General features: G+C 64.8%; 21 protein-coding genes. 13 read left to right on the top strand and 8 right to left on the bottom strand.

Translation table 11 applies throughout. The features are described 5' to 3' along the window. Window positions 1–102 precede the first annotated feature (102 nt). From EO99_RS0109615 to EO99_RS27990, 5 genes are all read left to right on the top strand, one after another. Entirely contained in the window at window positions 103–1,833 is a 1,731-nt protein-coding gene (locus EO99_RS0109615; protein ID WP_029618431.1) for an Ig-like domain-containing protein, read from the top strand. A gap of 160 nt (window positions 1,834–1,993) precedes the next feature. Beyond that, the gene (locus EO99_RS0109610; protein ID WP_029618430.1) at window positions 1,994–3,880 is read left to right on the top strand and encodes an ABCB family ABC transporter ATP-binding protein/permease; all 1,887 of its coding nucleotides are present in this window, start codon (window positions 1,994–1,996) and stop codon (window positions 3,878–3,880) included. 75 nt (window positions 3,881–3,955) lie between these two features. Continuing rightward, complete coding sequence (locus tag EO99_RS0109605) at window positions 3,956–4,657, top strand: phosphatidylserine decarboxylase (protein ID WP_029618429.1); 702 nt, start codon at window positions 3,956–3,958, stop codon at window positions 4,655–4,657. Window positions 4,658–4,672: 15 nt separating this feature from the next. Continuing rightward, window positions 4,673–5,494: a CDP-diacylglycerol--serine O-phosphatidyltransferase gene (gene pssA / locus EO99_RS0109600; RefSeq protein WP_029618428.1), complete on the top strand. Its 822-nt coding sequence runs from the start codon at window positions 4,673–4,675 to the stop codon at window positions 5,492–5,494. Between the two features lie 172 nt (window positions 5,495–5,666). Next, window positions 5,667–5,807: a hypothetical protein gene (locus EO99_RS27990; protein ID WP_173425142.1), complete on the top strand. Its 141-nt coding sequence runs from the start codon at window positions 5,667–5,669 to the stop codon at window positions 5,805–5,807. Between the two features lie 9 nt (window positions 5,808–5,816). On the opposite strand, the gene EO99_RS0109590 is transcribed toward EO99_RS27990, so the two are convergent. The 3 genes from EO99_RS0109590 to EO99_RS0109580 are packed head-to-tail and all read right to left on the bottom strand — an operon-like array spanning window position 5,817 to window position 7,602. After that, window positions 5,817–6,434 (bottom strand): LysE/ArgO family amino acid transporter, encoded by a 618-nt coding sequence (locus EO99_RS0109590; protein WP_029618427.1) that lies wholly within the window; start codon window positions 6,432–6,434, stop codon window positions 5,817–5,819. Window positions 6,435–6,467: 33 nt separating this feature from the next. Continuing rightward, window positions 6,468–7,235 carry an SOS response-associated peptidase gene (locus EO99_RS0109585; protein ID WP_029618426.1) on the bottom strand — a complete coding sequence of 256 codons (768 nt, stop codon included), beginning with the start codon at window positions 7,233–7,235 and terminating at the stop codon, window positions 6,468–6,470. 43 nt (window positions 7,236–7,278) lie between these two features. Continuing rightward, window positions 7,279–7,602, bottom strand: coding sequence for a YnfA family protein (locus EO99_RS0109580; protein ID WP_029618425.1), 324 nt, complete (start codon window positions 7,600–7,602; stop codon window positions 7,279–7,281). Window positions 7,603–7,652: 50 nt separating this feature from the next. On the opposite strand from EO99_RS0109580, the gene EO99_RS0109575 reads away from it, so the two are divergent. The 8 genes from EO99_RS0109575 (at window position 7,653) to EO99_RS0109540 (ending at window position 12,699) form a co-directional block, all read left to right on the top strand. After that, on the top strand, window positions 7,653–8,081 hold the full coding sequence (locus EO99_RS0109575) for an NUDIX hydrolase (RefSeq protein ID WP_029618424.1): 429 nt from the start codon (window positions 7,653–7,655) through the stop codon (window positions 8,079–8,081). Window positions 8,082–8,095: 14 nt separating this feature from the next. Further along, window positions 8,096–8,527, top strand: coding sequence for a TIGR02301 family protein (locus EO99_RS0109570; protein WP_029618423.1), 432 nt, complete (start codon window positions 8,096–8,098; stop codon window positions 8,525–8,527). Between the two features lie 101 nt (window positions 8,528–8,628). After that, entirely contained in the window at window positions 8,629–8,886 is a 258-nt protein-coding gene (locus EO99_RS0109565; RefSeq protein ID WP_029618422.1) for a hypothetical protein, read from the top strand. Between the two features lie 42 nt (window positions 8,887–8,928). Then, window positions 8,929–9,627, top strand: coding sequence for a hypothetical protein (locus EO99_RS0109560; RefSeq protein WP_029618421.1), 699 nt, complete (start codon window positions 8,929–8,931; stop codon window positions 9,625–9,627). Between the two features lie 79 nt (window positions 9,628–9,706). Next, window positions 9,707–10,552, top strand: a complete 846-nt coding sequence (gene ygfZ, locus EO99_RS0109555; protein ID WP_029618420.1) for a CAF17-like 4Fe-4S cluster assembly/insertion protein YgfZ — start codon at window positions 9,707–9,709, stop codon at window positions 10,550–10,552. A 32-nt stretch (window positions 10,553–10,584) separates the two neighbouring features. Next, on the top strand, window positions 10,585–11,163 hold the full coding sequence (locus EO99_RS0109550; protein ID WP_156034719.1) for a YfbR-like 5'-deoxynucleotidase: 579 nt from the start codon (window positions 10,585–10,587) through the stop codon (window positions 11,161–11,163). Continuing rightward, the gene (locus EO99_RS0109545) at window positions 11,160–11,684 is read left to right on the top strand and encodes a tyrosine phosphatase family protein (RefSeq protein WP_029618418.1); all 525 of its coding nucleotides are present in this window, start codon (window positions 11,160–11,162) and stop codon (window positions 11,682–11,684) included. The genes EO99_RS0109550 and EO99_RS0109545 overlap by 4 nt, the downstream gene beginning before the upstream one ends. A 118-nt stretch (window positions 11,685–11,802) precedes the next feature. Continuing rightward, window positions 11,803–12,699 (top strand): mechanosensitive ion channel family protein, encoded by an 897-nt coding sequence (locus EO99_RS0109540; RefSeq protein ID WP_029618417.1) that lies wholly within the window; start codon window positions 11,803–11,805, stop codon window positions 12,697–12,699. A 58-nt stretch (window positions 12,700–12,757) separates the two neighbouring features. On the opposite strand, the gene EO99_RS0109535 is transcribed toward EO99_RS0109540, so the two are convergent. The 5 genes from EO99_RS0109535 to EO99_RS0109515 form a co-directional block, all read right to left on the bottom strand. Then, window positions 12,758–13,576: an ABC transporter permease gene (locus tag EO99_RS0109535; protein ID WP_029618416.1), complete on the bottom strand. Its 819-nt coding sequence runs from the start codon at window positions 13,574–13,576 to the stop codon at window positions 12,758–12,760. After that, window positions 13,573–14,361: an ABC transporter ATP-binding protein gene (locus EO99_RS0109530; protein ID WP_029618415.1), complete on the bottom strand. Its 789-nt coding sequence runs from the start codon at window positions 14,359–14,361 to the stop codon at window positions 13,573–13,575. Before EO99_RS0109530 ends, EO99_RS0109535 begins: the two co-directional genes overlap by 4 nt. Before the next feature lie 172 nt (window positions 14,362–14,533). Beyond that, window positions 14,534–15,562: an ABC transporter substrate-binding protein gene (locus tag EO99_RS0109525; protein ID WP_029618414.1), complete on the bottom strand. Its 1,029-nt coding sequence runs from the start codon at window positions 15,560–15,562 to the stop codon at window positions 14,534–14,536. 153 nt (window positions 15,563–15,715) lie between these two features. Further along, entirely contained in the window at window positions 15,716–17,197 is a 1,482-nt protein-coding gene (locus EO99_RS0109520; protein ID WP_235776798.1) for a sensor histidine kinase, read from the bottom strand. Window positions 17,198–17,201: 4 nt separating this feature from the next. Continuing rightward, window positions 17,202–17,492: a circadian clock KaiB family protein gene (locus EO99_RS0109515; protein WP_029618412.1), complete on the bottom strand. Its 291-nt coding sequence runs from the start codon at window positions 17,490–17,492 to the stop codon at window positions 17,202–17,204. Between the last annotated feature and the right edge of the window lie 19 nt (window positions 17,493–17,511).

Genomic DNA, 17,511 nt, shown 5'->3' with positions numbered 1-17,511 from the left:
GCCGGGACAGCAAGGTTAGATAGTCCGAAAAGCTTGTGAAGCCAGTGGGAAAGAGGTAATTCGGATAGACAGACGGAAATATCCGTCCGGAGATTTATAGACATGAGAAACCGCGCCGGCTGGCTGGCATTTGTTGTCCTCGTTGCTGCGACCCTGCTGATGGTCTTCTTCGTGCTGCCTCGCATCTCCAGCGATGGCGAGCGGATCAGCGACGCCGTGAACCAGGCAGGCCAGACGGTGAAGGAAGCGGTGACCGAGGAAACGCCGCCCGTGAACCCGCCGGCGAAGCCGTCCTCGAGCGTTGCCACGGCGCCGGACACTGCGACCGCGGACAGCACGCAGCCGACAGCCGCGCCCGTCACGCCGGCCTTCGACGTGCTTCGCGTCGAGCCGGACGGTTCCACGGTTATTGCCGGGCGTGCGGAGCCCGGCGCAACGATCGAAGTCAACGGCGGCGACGCGGCCATTGCCAGCACCAAGGTGGGACCCAGCGGCGATTTCGTCATTGCGCTGGATGAGCCGCTGCCGGCCGGCGATTACCAGCTGACCCTGAAGGCGACGACGCCGGACGGGCGGACCGTCACATCCGACGAGACCGCGACGGTCTCCATTCCCGATAACGCCAGCGGCAAGCTGCTCGCCATGGTGACGAAGCCCGGCAAGGCCAGCCGTCTGGTCAGCGTTCCGGCCGCGGATGCGGCGACGGCAAACACGAGCGCGAGCGCTCAGGTTCCGACACCCGATGGCACGGATAGCGCGATCGCCGGCGACACCGGCACGCCATCCCTCCCCGCCATGCCGGATGCAGCGTCCGATCTCGTCGCCTCGGCACCTCCTGCATCGACCATGCCGACGCCCGCCGAACCTTCGGCACCCTCCGCGCCTTCCGCAGAACTGCAGGTGACGGCCGTCGAGATCGAGAGCAATCGTATTTTCATCGCCGGTACGTCGCCAGCCGGTGCCTCCCTCGTCGGCTTTGCGGGCGAGCAGCCGGTCGGCCGTTCCAAGGCAGGTCCTGACGGCCACTTCGTCATCGAGGGTACAGTCGAGCTTGCGGTCGGCCAGCATGTGATCGCCGTCGAGATGCTCGACAGCAACGGCAAGACCGCACTGCGTGTGGACGTCCCCTTCAACCGCCCGGCGGGCGAGCAGGTCGCAGCCGTGGCCGGCCAGCAGGGGCCAAATTCGATTTCGCCGATCGACGGCGGCGCCTTCGACAGGCTTCGCAACGAAACCGCCCGCGCCTTCGCCCTCCTGCGGGATCTCTACAAGAACGGCGGCGAGCCTTCCGGGGAAGAACTGGCTGCCGCCCGTTCGGCCACCAGTATCGCGCTCACCTCGCTGTCGGAATACCGGCTGCCTGCGGGCACCACTGCCGCGGTTCAGGATATCGTCGGACAGACTGCCAGACAGGCTGCCGAAGCGCTGGAGGCCATCAAGAGGCTTCCGGACGACCCCAAGTCTGTCGGACAGGATCTGGAGAGCGTCGCCTCCATCATCGAGCGTGCTGTCGGCCCGGCGATTGCCGAAGACACCCCAGCCGATGAGGATGCCACCTTGCAGGCCGCGGAAGACGGTCCGAGAACCATCTCTCAGGCGCCTCTGACGCAAAGCAGCAACTCGGTGATCATCCGTCGCGGCGACACGCTCTGGCAGATTTCCCGCCGCCTCTACGGCCAGGGCGTCCGCTACACGACGATCTATCTCGCCAACCAGGACCAGATCATCGATCCGGACCTGATCGAGCCAGGACAGATCTTCGGCGTTCCGGGCGAGGCCCGGCCGGATTCCGAAGAGCTGCACCGCAAGCGCCTCCAGAAGCTGATCCGCTAGAGGCCGGCCGGCGCAATCCCATCCTTTTGACGTGCAGTCGGTGCCGGCTTCAGTCTGCCAGTCGCGTCTCCCTGCGAGTTTGCCCGGAATCGTTGCAAGATCGGGCGCCAGGGCCTATGTCCGCTGAGGCCCGTTCGGGCCGCGCCTCTCGGAGACCAGCATGACCAACCGGAAGAAGACCGTTTCGGCGGATTCCAGCAACCCGTTCTCGACGCTCGTCAACCTGTGGCCCTACATGTGGCCGCATGGTCGCGCCGACCTGAAGCTCCGGGTGGTCTGGGCAACCTTTTTCCTGTTCGTGGCCAAGATCGTGCTGCTCGGTGTTCCCTATTTCTTCAAGTGGGCAACCGACGCGCTGAACGGCGAGGTCGACATGACGGGGCTGTTGCCCGTCTTCATGCTCGGTGCCGTGGCGCTGGTGATCGCCTACAACCTCACCCGCATCCTGCAGGTGGGCCTGAACCAGTTGCGGGACGCGCTGTTTGCAAGCGTCGGCCAGCATGCGGTGCGGCAGCTCGCCTACAAGACCTTCGTGCACATGCACAAGCTTTCGCTGCGCTTTCACCTGGAGCGCAAGACGGGCGGCCTTTCGCGCATCATCGAGCGCGGCACCAAGGGCATCGAGACGATCGTCCGTTTCACCATTCTCAATTCGGTCCCGACGCTTGTGGAATTCCTGCTGACGGCGGTGATCTTCTGGTTCAGCTACGGCCTGGCGTATGTCGCCGTGACGGCGGTCACCGTCGCGGCCTATGTCTGGTTCACCGTACGGGCGAGCGACTGGCGCATCTCGATCCGTCGCTCGATGAACGACAGCGACACCGACGCCAACACGAAGGCGATCGATTCGCTCCTCAACTTCGAGACGGTCAAATATTTCGGCAACGAGGAGATGGAGGCCCGCCGCTTCGATTCCTCGATGGCGCGCTACGAGAAGTCCGCGACCCAGGTCTGGACCTCGCTCGGCTGGCTGAACTTCGGTCAGGGCGTCATCTTCGGCCTCGGCATGGCCGCCATGATGGTGATGTCGGCGCTCGCCGTGCAGCGCGGCGAGCAGACGATCGGCGACTTCGTCTTCGTCAATGCGCTCCTGCTGCAGCTCTCGGTGCCGCTCAACTTCATCGGTTTCGTCTACCGCGAAATCCGCCAGGGTCTCACCGATATCGAGCAGATGTTCGATCTCCTGGAGGTCGAGGCGGAGGTCAAGGACCGTCCGGATGCCACGACGCTGCAGATCCGACAGGGGGCCATCGCCTTCAAGGACGTCCATTTCGCCTACGACGAGAACCGCCCGATCCTGAAGGGCCTGTCGTTCGAAGTGCCGGCGGGCAAGACGGTGGCGATCGTCGGCCCGTCCGGCGCCGGCAAGTCGACCATTTCGCGGCTCCTCTACCGCTTCTACGACATCCAACAGGGCTCCATCACCATCGATGGCCAGGATGTCCGCGCGGTGACGCAGAAGTCGCTGCGCACGGCCATCGGCATGGTGCCCCAGGACACGGTGCTCTTCAACGACACGATCGCCTACAACATCCGCTACGGCCGGCTTTCGGCAACGGACGAGGAGGTTTCCGCGGCGGCCGAGGTGGCGCAGATCGGCACCTTCCTGCGCAACCTTCCGCATGGCTATGACACCATGGTCGGCGAGCGCGGACTGAAGCTCTCCGGCGGCGAGAAGCAGCGCGTGGCGATCGCGAGAACGATCCTGAAGGCGCCGCCGATCCTGATCCTCGACGAGGCGACCTCGGCGCTCGACACCACGACCGAGCAGGAGATCCAGTCGGCCCTCGACATCGTCTCGAAGAACCGCACGACGCTGGTCATCGCCCACCGGCTGTCCACCGTCATCGGTGCCGACGAGATCATCGTGCTCCGGGACGGCAAGATTGCAGAGCGCGGCACTCATCAGGGCCTGTTGGAGGCCGACGGCCTCTATGCCTCGATGTGGAACCGCCAGCGGGAAGCGACCCAGGCCGAAGAGCATCTGCGCAAGGTGCGCGACAGCGACGACCTCGGCGTCATCATGCGCCTGGCCCCCGCCACCTGAGGCGAGACGGAACCGCATTGCCCCGAAAACGGTTTGCTAGTAGTCAGCGTTAACTGACAATCCCAGGAGACCCCGTTGAGCAATCTGTTCGATACCATCCGCAACACGCTCGTGCCCATCCACAAGGAAGGCTACGTGTTCATCGCCGCCTTCTTCGTGGCGTCGCTCATTCTCGGCTGGATCGCCGAGCCGCTGTTCTGGATCGGCCTCGTCCTGACGCTGTGGTGCGCCTACTTCTTCCGCGATCCCGAGCGCGTCGTGCCGCAGGACGACGATCTGGTGCTGAGCCCGGCCGACGGCCGCGTGTCCTCCGTACAGATGGTCGTGCCGCCGGCGGAAATGAACCTCGGCACGGAGCCCATGCTGCGCATCTCCGTGTTCATGAACGTGTTCGACTGCCACATCAACCGGTCGCCGGTGCGTGGACAGGTGACCACCATCCAGTATCGCGCCGGCCAGTTCGTCAATGCCGAACTCGACAAGGCCAGCGAAGACAACGAACGCAACGGCATGGTGATCGAGACGCGCCACGGCAACATCGGCGTCGTGCAGATCGCCGGTCTGGTTGCCCGCCGCATCGTCTGCTGGGTCAAGCCCACCGAACCGGTGAATGCCGGCGAGCGATTCGGTCTCATCCGCTTCGGCTCGCGTCTCGACGTTCTGCTGCCAGCCGGCGCGCAGCCGCGCGTTTCCGTTGGCCAGCGGACCTACGGCGGCGAGACCGTCATTGCCGAATTCGGGTCGACCAAGGGTCCAACCATCAGCCGCCGCAGCTAACAGCAAGGAGACACCATGGAGACGCCAGACACCTCGACAGAGACGGCCCGGCCCGACGATAGCGGCCGGGGCCCGCGGTTGAGGGAGATCCCGATCCGGCTGATGGTCCCGAACCTCATCACCGTGTTGGCGATCTGCGCCGGACTGACAGGCATCCGTCTCGGCTTCGAAGGCCGGTACGAGTTGGCCGTCGCCATGGTGCTGCTGGCCGCATTCCTCGATGGTATCGACGGGCGTGTCGCGCGGCTCCTCAAGGCAAACTCCCGCTTCGGCGTGCAGATGGATTCGCTTGCCGACATCATCAACTTCGGCGTGGCGCCCGCCCTCGTCTCCTACGCCTTCCTGCTGGATCATGCCCGCTCGCTGGGCTGGATCGCCGCCCTCATCTACGCCATTGGTGCAGGCCTTCGGCTGGCGCGCTTCAACGTGATGGAGGAGCGGCAGGAGAAGGCGGCCTGGCAGTCGGAATTCTTCGTCGGCGTGCCGGCGCCGCTCGGCGCCGTGCTGGTGCTGCTGCCGGTCTATCTCGGCTTCCTCGGCGTGGAACCCTCCCCCGTCTTCGTCTATGGCAGCGTCGCCTACACCGTTCTGATCGGCTACCTGCTGGTGAGCCGCGTGCCCGTGTGGTCGGGCAAGTCCCAGACCAAGGTCCGGCGCGACCTGATGCTGCCGATCCTGCTTGCCGGCGTGCTCTATGTCGCCCTGCTGATGAGCTATACGTGGCAGGTGCTGGTGATCACGGTTGTTGCCTATCTCGCCTTCCTCCCCTTCAGCGCCCGTCTCTGGCATCGCCGCTACGGGACGCTGACGATCGAGGACGACGAGGCCAACGTCTAGGCCTCGGCGCCGCCTTTCGAGGCGGAACTGTCACAGTCTGCAAGGCTTTTTCGAGGTGCGGGCGGCGGGCGAAGGTGACGGCGCCGGCCGCCACTATTCCGCCCGTTTTCCAGACGAAAGCCGATTCACCAGTCCATCGACTGTCTGAATCGCCAGCGTGAGGAGAGACCCCGTGACCACCGAGAACAGTGCAGCAGCAGAGCAGGCCAAGACCGAAGCGCAGGCCCATCCCTACCGTCCGCTCGGCCTGAAGGCCGTCGTTGCTGCCGCCCTGATGCTGAAGCCGAAGCAGGCTCTCAAGCCAGCCGGCTGATCGGGCCGCTCAGCCCGCGCTGCCGAGACTGAACAGCAGTCCAAGGGCAAGCAGGCTCATCACCACTCCGATGAGGATGTCCAGGACCCGCCAGGCGGCGGGTCTGGCAAAGAGCGGCGCCAGCAGCCGCGCACCATATCCAAGCCCGAAGAACCATACGAAGGATGCGACCGCCGCTCCGATGCCGTAGGCTGCCCGCTCGCGGCCCTCGAAGGCTGCCGAAAGGCTTCCCAGCAGCACCACCGTATCGAGATAGACGTGCGGGTTGAGGAAGGTGAAGGCGAGGCAGGTGGCGATCGCCTGCTTCAGGTCCATGCCCTGCGGGCTTCCCGCCACCATTGCCGCCGGCCGCCAGGCGCGCCGGAACGCCATGGCCGCATAGGTCGCCAGGAAGGCGGCGCCGGCCAGTGTGACGACCGTGATCAGCGTCGGCGAGCGCGATATGATCGACCCCAGGCCCGCGACCCCTGCCCCGATCAGCAGAGCGTCCGACAGCGCGCAGATCAGGCAGAGGACGAAGACGTGACGGCGGATGAGGCCTTGGCGCAGGATGAAGGCGTTCTGGGCGCCGATGGCGATGATCAGCGAACCGCCGAGCGCAAAGCCGGAAACTGTTGCAGAGAGCATGACTGTCAGACCTGATGGATTGGCTGGAGGAAATCAGAAGAGCGACATCTGCGGGCTTTCGCCCTTCGACGGCTTCCGGGGAGGTTCGGTGGGTTCGGCGAGCGCAACAGGCTTCTGGACGTCCGGCCCCATGTTGGAGACCTTGTTGACGAGGTCGGAGACGGGAATTGCCTCGAAGAATTCGTCCTCGACGGGCTGCATCAGATCGGCCACCGCGCGCGGCTCCTGGGTCCTGCAGTCCAGCCAGCGGCTGAAGTCTTCCGGCCTGATGACGACCGGCATGCGGTCATGGATCAGGCGAACCGCGGCATTCGCCCGGGTGGTCAGGATGGCGGCGGTGTCCACCTCCGAGCCTTCCGCCGATGCGTAGGTCTCCATCAGGCCGCCGAAGGCGAGCAGCCCGCCGGCCTTCGGGCGGATCCAGTAGGCCTGCGGCTTCACGCCCGTCTCCTTGGGCGGGCGGCGCCATTCGTAGAAGCCGGAGGCGGGCACGAGAATGCGCCGATGCCGCATCGCCGCCCGGAAGGATGCCTTCTCCGCAGCCGTCTCCGAACGGGCATTGATCAGGAGCGGAAACTCGCCCGGATCTTTCAACCATCCCGGGATGAAGCCCCAGCGGGCCAGGAGCGCACGGCGCTCGGGCAGATTGCTGCCCGGCCGCTCACGCTCGGAACCGATGACAACCAGCACCGGCTGCGTCGGCGCGATGTTGTAGCGGGCCGGGAAGGAATCGATATCGACGACGCTCAGGAAATGCAGGATTTCCTCCGGCGTTGCGGTCAGGGCGTAGCGTCCACACATGCGCCTGTCATCGCACCGGCTCCCGGGTTGGTCAAGAAGGCCGCTAGCCGCGCGGGCCGAAGAGAATCAACGCGGCGCCGGCGAGGCAGACGAGACCGCCGCCGACATCCCAGCGGTCCGGCAGGCGTCCCTCCACCAGCCAGAGCCACAGCAGCGAGGCGACGATGTAGATGCCGCCATAGGCGGCATAGGTGCGGCCGGCGGCATCGCTTGGAACGAGCGCCAGAACGCCGGCGAAGATCGCCAGCGACAGCATGCCGGGCGCCAGCCACCAGACCGGCTTGTCGAGCCGCCACCAGGCCCAGAAGGCGAAACAGCCGGCGATTTCCGCGAGCGCTGCAATCGAGAAGAGGAAATAGGCTTTCATTTCGCGGCCTGGCGTTTGAATCGGGAGACAATCGTTCTACCTTGGCAGCCATGAATGACCAAACCGCAGAAACGCTTCCACAACGCGCCTCCTCCGCAATTCTCGAGCGGGAGGGCCGCTTCCTGCTCATCCGCCGGCGCAATCCGCCTGCCGCCAATTTCTATGCGTTTCCCGGCGGTCGTGCCGAACCGGGCGAGACGCCGGAGCAGACGGCGCTGCGGGAATTCTTCGAGGAAACCGGGATCACGGCACACGGCCCGGAGCTGTTTGCCACCTATGACCTGAAGTCGGACGGAGATAACGGCGAGGCTGCCAGCCACTTCTTTCTCTCCGTGTTCCTGGTTCAGGCCGATGCGGCGATGGAAGCCATTGCGGCAGATGATGCGGCGGATCAGGGATGGTATACGGTGGAGGAGATTCGCGCCCTGCCGGTGCCGGCAAGCGTGCTGGATTGCGCCGAACGGCTGCTATCACGGTGAGTTCAAGAAAAACCATGTCCCCTGTCCTGCGCGCCCATGCCGGTATTGCTCTGCTGCTTGCCCTCGCCGGGCCGCTTGCGGCCCAGGAAACGGTGCCGTCCGGTCCCTCTGCCTCCCCACCATCGCCGGTGGAAGAGGCAAAGCCGGCGCCCTACGACGCGCAGCTTGCCAGGCTTTCCGAGATCCTCGGATCGATCCATTACCTGCGCTCGCTGTGCGGCGAAGAGGACGGCGACTGGCGGCAATCCATGCAGGAACTGCTGGATGCAGAGACCGCAAGCGAACCGCGGCGGCGCGAGCGCTTGACCGCCGCCTTCAATCGCGGCTACCGGTCGTTTGCGTCGGTTCACGCCTCCTGCACCGACTCGGCGCGCACCGCGGAAGAGCGCTACCGTAACGAAGGCGCAACACTCGCTGCAGAAATTGCGGCACGGTTCGGAAATTAGGGCATTATTTACCTCTTTCGCCGGCAAGCCGTGTCGTTTTGGTAAAAGGCTGCTAGAGTCCTTAACAACGCAGTAACCCACGGGTAACCGAGGAAGACATGATGCAGACTGGCCGCAACGAAATCGACGACATGATTGTCCATGAGAAGATGCAGGTGGCCCTGGAATACCAGCATGAGGCTTGGGCCGACGGCGTTGCCGACGGCATCGAACCTGAGATCATCGCCGACGCCGCCTTTGCTCTGGCCATGCGCGAAACGATTCGCATCCATGGCGAACACGGCGCGGAAGCCATTCTCGAAACCCTTCGCGATCGCATGCTTGCAGGTGAATTTTCGCCGGAACGCATCGTGCAGTGATGTCCGAGGCCTCCTATGCGGGATGCTCCGGACCTTAGGCCAATGACCAGTTGCCGCGCGTTGGCGGTTGCCGCGATTCTGACGGCGACTTTTGCCTCCCCGCCCAAGGCGCTCGCGCTGTCGGAATTCGGCATCGGTGACACCCGGGGCACTCCAGGCTTCGAGGCAGAGACCCTGGAGAAGCCACCGGGGCTTCCGCTCCCCGAGCCGCTGATCAACCGCCGGTCAACCGATCAGTCCGACGAAGCCGACCTTCCTGTCTCCGAGCCAGATCCGCAGGACGCCGAGATCATCCTCGATGTGTCACAGCTTCCGGAGCCCGTTCGGCGGATGCGGGAGCTGATCGTCGAGGCTGCAGCCTCCGGCGACTACGAACGCCTGCGTCCGCTCACCGATCCCGGCCCACGGCAGACCCAGGTGGACAACGGAGATGGCGAGCCGGTTGACGCCATGCGCGGGCTTTCGGGCGATCCGGAAGGCTTGGAAATCCTCGCCATCCTCCTCGATATTCTGTCCACCGGCGCGGCGCGGATGGATGCCGGGACATCCGACGAGGCCTATGTCTGGCCCTATTTCGCCGGCAAGCCGCTGGCTTCCCTCACGCCTCCGGAGCGGGTGGAGCTGCTGCGCATCGTCACGGCCGGCGACCTCATGGGCATGGAAGAAGGCGGCAACTACAATTTCTACCGGCTCAGCATCACGCCGGACGGGGAATGGAAGTCGCTCACGAGCGGGGACTGAGCGCGGAAGCGCATGCCGCTCTTGCTGCCTTGCCGGCAAAGGCCTAACTGAGGGCCAGCAACAACATCCGAGTCACGCCATGCCAGCCGCCTATCTTCCAGAGCGACGCTTCGTCCGCGTCTCCGGGCCGGACGCAGAGCCGTTCCTGCAGAACCTCATCACCACGGATCTCCCCGCGCTTGCCGCAGGCGAAGCGCGTCCGGGTGCCTTGCTGACGCCGCAAGGCAAGATCCTGTTCGACTTCACCGTCTGGCGTGACGGCGACGCCTTCGTGCTGGAGACGGACGTCTCGCAGCAGGATGCGCTGCTGCGCCGCCTGACGATGTACAAGCTGCGGGCGCCGGTCGAGATTGCCCTCCTGCAGGACGAGGGCACCACCGTGACCTGGGGCGAGCATGCGGATGAGGCGGGACCGGCCGATCTGCGTTTTACGAAGGCGGGCATCCGTCTTGTCCGGCGGCCGGGACCGATTTCTGACGAAACGCCGGTGGGGGACTACGACGCCCTGCGGATCGAAGCGGGAGTTGCCGTCTCCGGTGCGGACTTCGCACTCCAGGACGCCTTTCCGCATGACGTGCTGATGGATCTGAACGGCGGGCTCTCCTTCCGCAAGGGCTGCTATGTGGGACAGGAAGTGGTGTCGCGCATGCAGCACCGCGGCACGGCCCGGCGGCGGCTGGTCGAAATCCACGCTGCGGCCGAGCTTCCAGCGACGGGCACTGCCATTACCGCCGGCGGAAAGTCGGTCGGCGCGTTGGGCACGGTCTGCGGGGAGACCGGCCTCGCCATTGTCCGCATTGATCGGGTCGGATCGGCACTCACTGCCGGTCTCCCGCTGATGGCCGGCGATGTGGCCGTCACCGCAAGCCTGCCCGACTGGAGCGGGCTTGCCTTTCCCGCCGGAGACGACGAGGCAGACGCGTGAGTGCCGCCAAACCGGTTCGCGCCTGGCAGCGCATGCTTTCGGGACGGCGGCTCGACCTGCTCGATCCCTCGCCGCTCGACGTGGAGATCTCCGACATCGCCCACGGGCTTGCCCGTGTCGCGCGCTGGAACGGCCAGACGCGTGGCGACCATGCCTTCTCGGTGGCGCAACACTGCCTGGTGGTGGAGGAGGTCTTTCGCCGCAGCAACGAGGCAGACGCGCAGTGCCTGATGATGGCGCTGCTGCATGATGCGCCCGAATATGTAATCGGCGACATGATCTCGCCGTTCAAGTCCGTCGTCGGCGGCGGCTACAAGGCGGTCGAACACCGGCTGGAGGCGGCCATCCACCTGCGCTTCGGCCTGCCGGCGCATGCCAGCCGCGAGACGAAGGCGCGGATCAAGAAGGCCGACACGGTGGCCGCCTTCTTCGAGGCGACCGTGCTTGCCGGCTTCTCGACCCAGGAGGCGCAGAAGTTCTTCGGACAGCCGCGCGGCATCACGGTGGACATGCTGCCGCTCCAGCCCATGCCCGCCCTGGAGGCGCAGTCGCTGTTCCTGCAGCGGTTTGCGGAGCTGGACGCGGGACGAACATCGGGGGCCCCGGCATGAGCGCGATCGTCGTCTGTCCGCTTGCCAGCATCGCGGAACTGGCGGTACGCCACAAGGCGAGCCACATGGTGAGCCTGATGGCGGAGAAGCACGAGTTTCACCGGCCGGGCCTCGTGCCCGCCGCGCAGCACCTGACGCTCAGGATGAACGACATCGCCTTTGCCGGCACCGGCGACCTGATCGCGCCGGCCGAAAGCCATGTGGAACAACTCATTGCGTTCGCCCGGCAGTGGGACAGGGTGGCGCCGATGGTGATCCACTGCTGGATGGGTGTGTCGCGCTCGCCTGCGGCGGCCGTGATCGCGTCGCTCGCCGTCGATCCGGATGAGGACGACCTTGCCCTGGCGCGGCGGCTTAGAAGCGTGGCGCCGCACGCGACGCCCAATACCCGCCTCATCGAGTTCGGCGACAAGCTGCTCGGGCGGGAGGGGCGGCTTGTGGCCGCCATCCGGGAGATCGGCCGCGGCAGCGAAACCGACGGCCGCGCCTCGTTCGTTCTGCCGCTCCGGTCGGATCTCTAAATTCCCCATTTATTTCTTATGGTTACGGATAAATCCGCGAAGTTTACCTGCGTTCCTTGACCTCTGCACCTGCAGCTCCAATTACCCCCTGGGCTTGAGGAAAGGAGCACTCACACGCATGGAACAGGCATCCGATATCGTGGTCGCAAGTCGCGCCGCCCTCGCCCAACTCGCGGCGCTGGCCGTCCAGTATTCCTTCTCGATCGTCGGCGCGCTGCTCCTTCTCTTCGTCGGCTGGATCGCATCCGGGATGCTCAGCCGCTGGGCCTTCCGCGGCCTGTCGCGCATCCACGGCATCGACGTGACGCTGGCGCATTTCTTCTCCAACGTGATCCGCTACGCCGTTCTTGTTCTCGTCTTCGTAATGGTGCTGGGACAGTTCGGCGTGCAGACGGCGTCCATCCTCGCGGCCCTTGGCGCCATCGGCCTGGCGATCGGGCTTGCCCTGCAGGGAACGCTGCAGAACATTGCAGCCGGGATCATGCTGCTGGTGCTGCGCCCGTTCCGCGTCGGCGAATACATCGACACCGGCAACATCAACGGCATCGTGCAGGACATCGGCCTCTTCGCCACCGAGCTGAAGACCTATGACGGGCTCTACCGGCTGGCGCCGAACTCCCTGCTCTGGAACGTGCCGGTCACCAACTACAGCCGGCTTGCCACGCGCATGCACGACTTCAAGGTCGGCATCGCCTATGAGGACGACATCGACAAGGCGCTCGCCATCATGCTCGATATCGTGCGCAAGGACGATCGGGTGCTGGACACGCCGGAGCCTTCCGCCTTCGTCATGGATCTCGGCGACAATTCGGTTGTGCTCGCGCTGCGCTACTGGGCGAACAGCTCGGTCTGGTGGATGACGAGCCGCGACATCACCAAGGCGGTGAAAGAAGCCTTCGATTCCCAGGGCATCACCATCCCCTACCCTCAGGTCACCTACCACGCCCCACCCGGCGACAGCGGACCACCGGCATTGTTGCAGATGTCGGACGAACCGGATTCGGCGCGGACCTGACGGCAAGGATGCGGCGGAGCGGTTGCACGAGGCTTCCGCTCCGCCGCCATTTCATCGGTCAGTTGGCCATGGTCGACCGGTGCGCCCAGCCGGTCATGCGCTTCTCGATCCAGGCCATCAGCGCGTACATGGCAATCCCTTCGATGGCCAGCATCAGCAGGCCCGCGAAGACCAGCGGCACGTTGAACTGGCTTTGGGCGGAACTCATCATGTTGCCGAGACCGTAGTTCGACGCGACCGTTTCGCTCAGCACCGAGCCGACGAAGGCGAGCGTGATGGCGATCTTCAGCGAGCCGAAGAAATAGGGCATCGAGCGCGGGATGCCGACCTTCAGCATGATGTCGATCTTGCGTGCGCCGAGCGCCCGCAGCACGTCCTCCGTCTCCGGCTCGATGGTCGCCAGACCGGTCGCGACATTCACGACGATCGGGAAGAAGGAGATCAGGAAGGCGGTGATGACGGCCGGAATCGTGCCGATGCCGAACCAGATCACCAGGATCGGCACGACGGCCACCTTGGGAATGGCGTTGAAGCCGATCATCAGCGGATAGAGGCCGGCATAGATCGTCTTCGACCAGCCGATGAAGAGGCCGATCGCCAGCCCGCCGATGACCGCAAGCCCGAAGCCGAGCGTGGTGGTGAAGAGCGTCTGCAGCGAATTCTTCCAGATCGGCGACCAGTACTGCACGATGGCCTGGAAGATCCGGCTCGGCGCCGGCAGGATGGTGACCGGCGTGTCGAAGGCGATGACCAGCAGTTCCCAGACGACGAACAGGCCGATGGTGTAAAGCCAGGGCGCAGACCTGACCCAGTTGATGCGAACCGCGCCCGGCTTCTGCACGACGGCAGTTGTCTTGTCTTCCGTCACGACGGTCATGCTGCCATCCTCGCCGTCGCGATCTCGCCGTGCAACTGGTGGACGAGATCGTTGAATTCCTTCTCATACATGAGCTCGAGATCGCGCGGCCGGGCAAAGGGCACCCGGTGTTCGCGCACGATCTTGCCCGGGCGGGCACTCATCACGAAGATCTTGTCGGCGAGGAAGGAGGCCTCGCGCAGATCGTGCGTCACCAGCACGATGGTCACGCCCTGGGCCGCATGCAGGTCGCGGATGACGCACCAGAGTTCCTCACGGGTGAAGGCATCGAGGGCGCCGAAGGGCTCGTCCAGCATCAGCAGGTCCGGCTGGTGGATGAGCGCGCGGCAGAGATTGGCGCGCTGCTGCATGCCGCCGGAGAGCTGCCAGGGGAACTTCGAACCGAAGCCCTTCAACCCGACCAGTTCCAGGAGGTTCTCGGCCTGCTCGACGTATTCCTTCTTGTGCGCGCGCAGCCGGTGGCGGTGTTTCTCGACGATCTCGAGCGGCAGCAGGATGTTTTCCAGCGTCGTGCGCCACGGCAGCATCGTCGGGTTCTGGAACGCCATGCCGACGATCGACACCGGCTTCGTCACATGCTGACCGGCAACGATCACCGTTCCCGCCTGCGGGATGTGCAGGCCGGTGACAAGCTTCATCAGGGTCGACTTGCCGCAGCCGGATGGTCCCACCACCGCAGCGAAATCGCCCCGGTCGACGCGCATGGTGAGGCCGGAGACGGCGAGCGTCCCATCGGCGCCGCCATAGCGCATGTCGACGTCATCGATGGAAACGAGGTGGGACATGTGTTCTCCGTCCATGTTAGCGCGGGTCCAAGGCCCCCTCTGGCCTGCCGCCATCTCCCCCACAAGGGGGAGAGGATATGCTGGCAGGCCATGCCCCAATCACCACATTGGGTGCTGGGCAGGTTAAGCCCCTCCCCCCTTGTGGGGAGGGGTTGGGGAGGGGAAGGCTGCCTCAAGGCAGCATGCGCTCTTCCTTGGGCGGCAGGAAGCTGGCGTCGAAGACCTGCTCGGCGGTGACATTGCCCTTGAGGCCCATGGAGACCTTCAGCGTCTCGATGGATGCGGCAAGCCGCTCCATGTCGACGCCACCGAAGCCGTTGTCGACGACATAGGGCGTCTTGATGTTCATGGCGTTCGCCATGTTGAGCCGCTCGAGTTCGATGTCGGTGTTGAGCGTCTCGTTCCGCTTCAGGACGGCGGCGACGCCTTCTTCCGGATTGGCGACCGCATCGGCAAAGCCCTTGGCGAGCGCCTTCAGGAAGCCCTTGACGGCCTCCGGGTTCTCGGCGGCGAAGTCGGAGTTCACCAGCACCGAGTTGCCGTAGAGGTTGAGGCCGTTTTCCGCCATCAGGATCGTGGCGATGTCGTCGTCGGCGATGCCCTGCGCCTTGAGGTTCAGGATGACGGAGAAGGCGAAGCCGAAGACGGCGTCGACGTCGCCCTTGGCGAGCATCGGCTCGCGGACGGGGAAGCCGATCGATTCGATGGTGATGTTGCTGTCGTCGATGCCGGCGACCTCCTTGAAGGCCTTCCACTGGGCGAAGGCACCGTCCGGCGGCGGCGCACCGAGCTTCTTGCCTTCCAGCGACTTCGGATCCTCGGTGACGCCGAGCGACTTGCGTCCAACGACCGCGAAGGTCGGGCGCTCATAGACCATCATGACGGCCTTGACCTTCTGAGCCGGATCCTCGTCGAGGAACTTGATCAGCGAGTTGATGTCGCCGAAGCCCATCTGGTAGGTGCCGGTCGAAACGCGGGGAATGGCTTCGACAGAGCCATTGCCGCTGTCGATCGTGACATCGAGGCCTTCGTCCTTGAAGTAGCCCTTGTCGAGCGCGAGCAGGAAGCCGGCGGCCGGTCCCTCGAACTTCCAGTCGAGCGTGAACTTGATGGCCGTATCCGCCAGTGCCGGCATGGAAAACCCGGCGCTGGCGACCAGCGCGGCGGCGGCCAGCTTGGCCAGATGTCTGCGCGTGAACATGTTTGAGATCCCCCTGTATGGTTTTGAATATGACATTCAAAACCCCATTTGCGGGGACCGCGCAAGCCCTATCTGCACACAAATTCGCCAGTGATTTGAGATGCGCATTTTTAGAGCACGGCACTGCACAGCACGGTGCAATGCAGCTATTTTCTAGGCGTTCACAACGTCCTCGATCGGCACGCGGATAGAGCACCGGACGCCATCCGGCGCGTACTCGAGCTCGGCGCCGCCGTTCTGCATGTACTGCATGCTGCGGGTGATGACGGTCTGGCCGAAGCCCTTGCGCGTCGGGGGGGCGACCTTCGGTCCAGCGACCTCCAGCCAGTCCATCCGCATGAAGTCTTCGCCCTCCTGAAGCGAGACCCTGACCTGAACCTTTCCCTGCTCCACGGACAGCGCACCGTATTTGACCGCATTCGTTGCCAGTTCGTGGACAACCAGGCCCAGCGCGATCGCCGCCCTAGGGGTGATCAGCGCATCGACACCCTCGAGCTGCAGACGAGACTGCGACTGGCCGATGAAGGGCTCGATTTCGGCGGCGATCACTTCCGACACCGAGATCGACGACCAGGACCTGTCGGCCAAAAGGTTGTGGGTTGCGGCAAGCGCCTGGATGCGACCGGAAAAGGCCGACTGGAAGCCTTGCACGGTGTCTTCGGTGGAGGCGGTGCGCTTGCTGATCGACAGGACCAGCGCCAGGGTGTTCTTGACCCGGTGGTCGAGCTCGCCCATCAGCAACAGCTGCTGCTTTTCGGCCGCTTTCCGCTGCGACAGGTCCACCATGGTAATGACGCAGCCGCTCGCCTTGTCGCTTCCGACGCGCAGCGGTGCGGCCGACATCAGGAGATCCTTGACGCGCGGGGCCTCGGGCGCGGTCGCCTCGATGCCCTGGACCGAGGCGCCGCCGACAGCCAGCGCCACAAGGTCGCTTGCCCGTAGCAGCCCGGTCGTATCCAGAAGGACCAGCGGGATCACATCCTCGAAGCGCTTGCCGATCGGATTGCCGGAGTAGATGCCCGCAACTGCGGCATTGGCATGGGTGACGATGCCATCGAGATCACAGACGACGACGGCCTCGTTGGCCGAGGCGATGATGGAATGAGCGGCACGCTCGGATGCCTCGGCGGCAGCGCCGCGCACGCGGGCGGTGATATCCGTGAAGGTGACCGCAAGGCCCGTATCCAGGCCGATCCGAAGGGGTGCGGCGGTGACCTGAAGATGGAGATCCTGCGGTCCGCCCACCAGCCGGATTTCCGCCGTTCTCTTCGCTTCGCCGGCCTGCCGGATCAAACCGGTGACCGTCTCCCGGCTCTTGTCGTCCAGCGCATCCTGAAGATCGGCGGTCTGCACGATGCCGACGCCGAGATTGAAGAGCTCGCGAAGGGTCTTGTTGGCGTAGAGCAGCCGGCTTTTGCTGTCGAAGGCAGCAGCGCCGAGGTCCATGGCCTCCATGAACGCGTGATAGGACGCGGTTCCACCCTCCAGGGTGAAAACCTCCTCCTGCCGGTCAGAGGGACGAACCACCAGTGCATCCACCTCGCCCTCCTGGATGGCGCGCAGGGTTTCCTCCGCCTCGTCGAGCCGGCGGCGAAGCTCCGCAACCATGGATTCCTGCTGAGCGGTTTCGTCCATCACGTCAGTTGCCTATCTTGAGATGCACGAGGACCTTTTCCTTGTCCGACAAATCGCCGATGATCTTGCGGATCGGAACCGGCAGTTGCCGCACGAGGGTGGGGATGGCGACGATGTTGTGTTCGCGCGCCAGCTGCGGCGACGCTTTCAGGTCGATGACCTCGACCGCATATCTGCCCGGCGTGCTGGCGCAAATGCGTTCGAGGTTCTCGATGGCAGCAACCGACTTCGGTGTCTGGCCTGCAATGTAGAGCACGAGCTTGAGCGGCTCGCCTATCGCCTCAGTGTTTTCCATGGTGGAGTTCCTTCTCCCG

It is taken from the genome of Pseudorhizobium marinum (assembly GCF_000705355.1).
GTDB classification, from domain to species: Bacteria; Pseudomonadota; Alphaproteobacteria; order Rhizobiales; family Rhizobiaceae; genus Neorhizobium; species Neorhizobium pelagicum.
Note: the sequence above shows the minus strand (reverse complement) of the source record. Positions and strands in the feature narration are given on the sequence as shown.

Coding starts and splice junctions, on each gene's coding strand:
- EO99_RS0109615 (WP_029618431.1), top strand. CDS start 103: ATGAGAAACCGCGCCGGCTGGCTGGCATTTGTTGTCCTCGTTGCTGCG.
- EO99_RS0109610 (WP_029618430.1), top strand. CDS start 1,994: ATGACCAACCGGAAGAAGACCGTTTCGGCGGATTCCAGCAACCCGTTC.
- pssA (WP_029618428.1), top strand. CDS start 4,673: ATGGAGACGCCAGACACCTCGACAGAGACGGCCCGGCCCGACGATAGC.
- EO99_RS0109590 (WP_029618427.1), bottom strand. CDS start 6,434: ATGCTCTCTGCAACAGTTTCCGGCTTTGCGCTCGGCGGTTCGCTGATC.
- EO99_RS0109585 (WP_029618426.1), bottom strand. CDS start 7,235: ATGTGTGGACGCTACGCCCTGACCGCAACGCCGGAGGAAATCCTGCAT.
- EO99_RS0109580 (WP_029618425.1), bottom strand. CDS start 7,602: ATGAAAGCCTATTTCCTCTTCTCGATTGCAGCGCTCGCGGAAATCGCC.
- EO99_RS0109575 (WP_029618424.1), top strand. CDS start 7,653: ATGAATGACCAAACCGCAGAAACGCTTCCACAACGCGCCTCCTCCGCA.
- EO99_RS0109570 (WP_029618423.1), top strand. CDS start 8,096: ATGTCCCCTGTCCTGCGCGCCCATGCCGGTATTGCTCTGCTGCTTGCC.
- EO99_RS0109565 (WP_029618422.1), top strand. CDS start 8,629: ATGCAGACTGGCCGCAACGAAATCGACGACATGATTGTCCATGAGAAG.
- EO99_RS0109560 (WP_029618421.1), top strand. CDS start 8,929: ATGACCAGTTGCCGCGCGTTGGCGGTTGCCGCGATTCTGACGGCGACT.
- ygfZ (WP_029618420.1), top strand. CDS start 9,707: ATGCCAGCCGCCTATCTTCCAGAGCGACGCTTCGTCCGCGTCTCCGGG.
- EO99_RS0109550 (WP_156034719.1), top strand. CDS start 10,585: ATGCTTTCGGGACGGCGGCTCGACCTGCTCGATCCCTCGCCGCTCGAC.
- EO99_RS0109545 (WP_029618418.1), top strand. CDS start 11,160: ATGAGCGCGATCGTCGTCTGTCCGCTTGCCAGCATCGCGGAACTGGCG.
- EO99_RS0109540 (WP_029618417.1), top strand. CDS start 11,803: ATGGAACAGGCATCCGATATCGTGGTCGCAAGTCGCGCCGCCCTCGCC.
- EO99_RS0109535 (WP_029618416.1), bottom strand. CDS start 13,576: ATGACCGTCGTGACGGAAGACAAGACAACTGCCGTCGTGCAGAAGCCG.
- EO99_RS0109530 (WP_029618415.1), bottom strand. CDS start 14,361: ATGTCCCACCTCGTTTCCATCGATGACGTCGACATGCGCTATGGCGGC.
- EO99_RS0109525 (WP_029618414.1), bottom strand. CDS start 15,562: ATGTTCACGCGCAGACATCTGGCCAAGCTGGCCGCCGCCGCGCTGGTC.
- EO99_RS0109520 (WP_235776798.1), bottom strand. CDS start 17,197: ATGGACGAAACCGCTCAGCAGGAATCCATGGTTGCGGAGCTTCGCCGC.
- EO99_RS0109515 (WP_029618412.1), bottom strand. CDS start 17,492: ATGGAAAACACTGAGGCGATAGGCGAGCCGCTCAAGCTCGTGCTCTAC.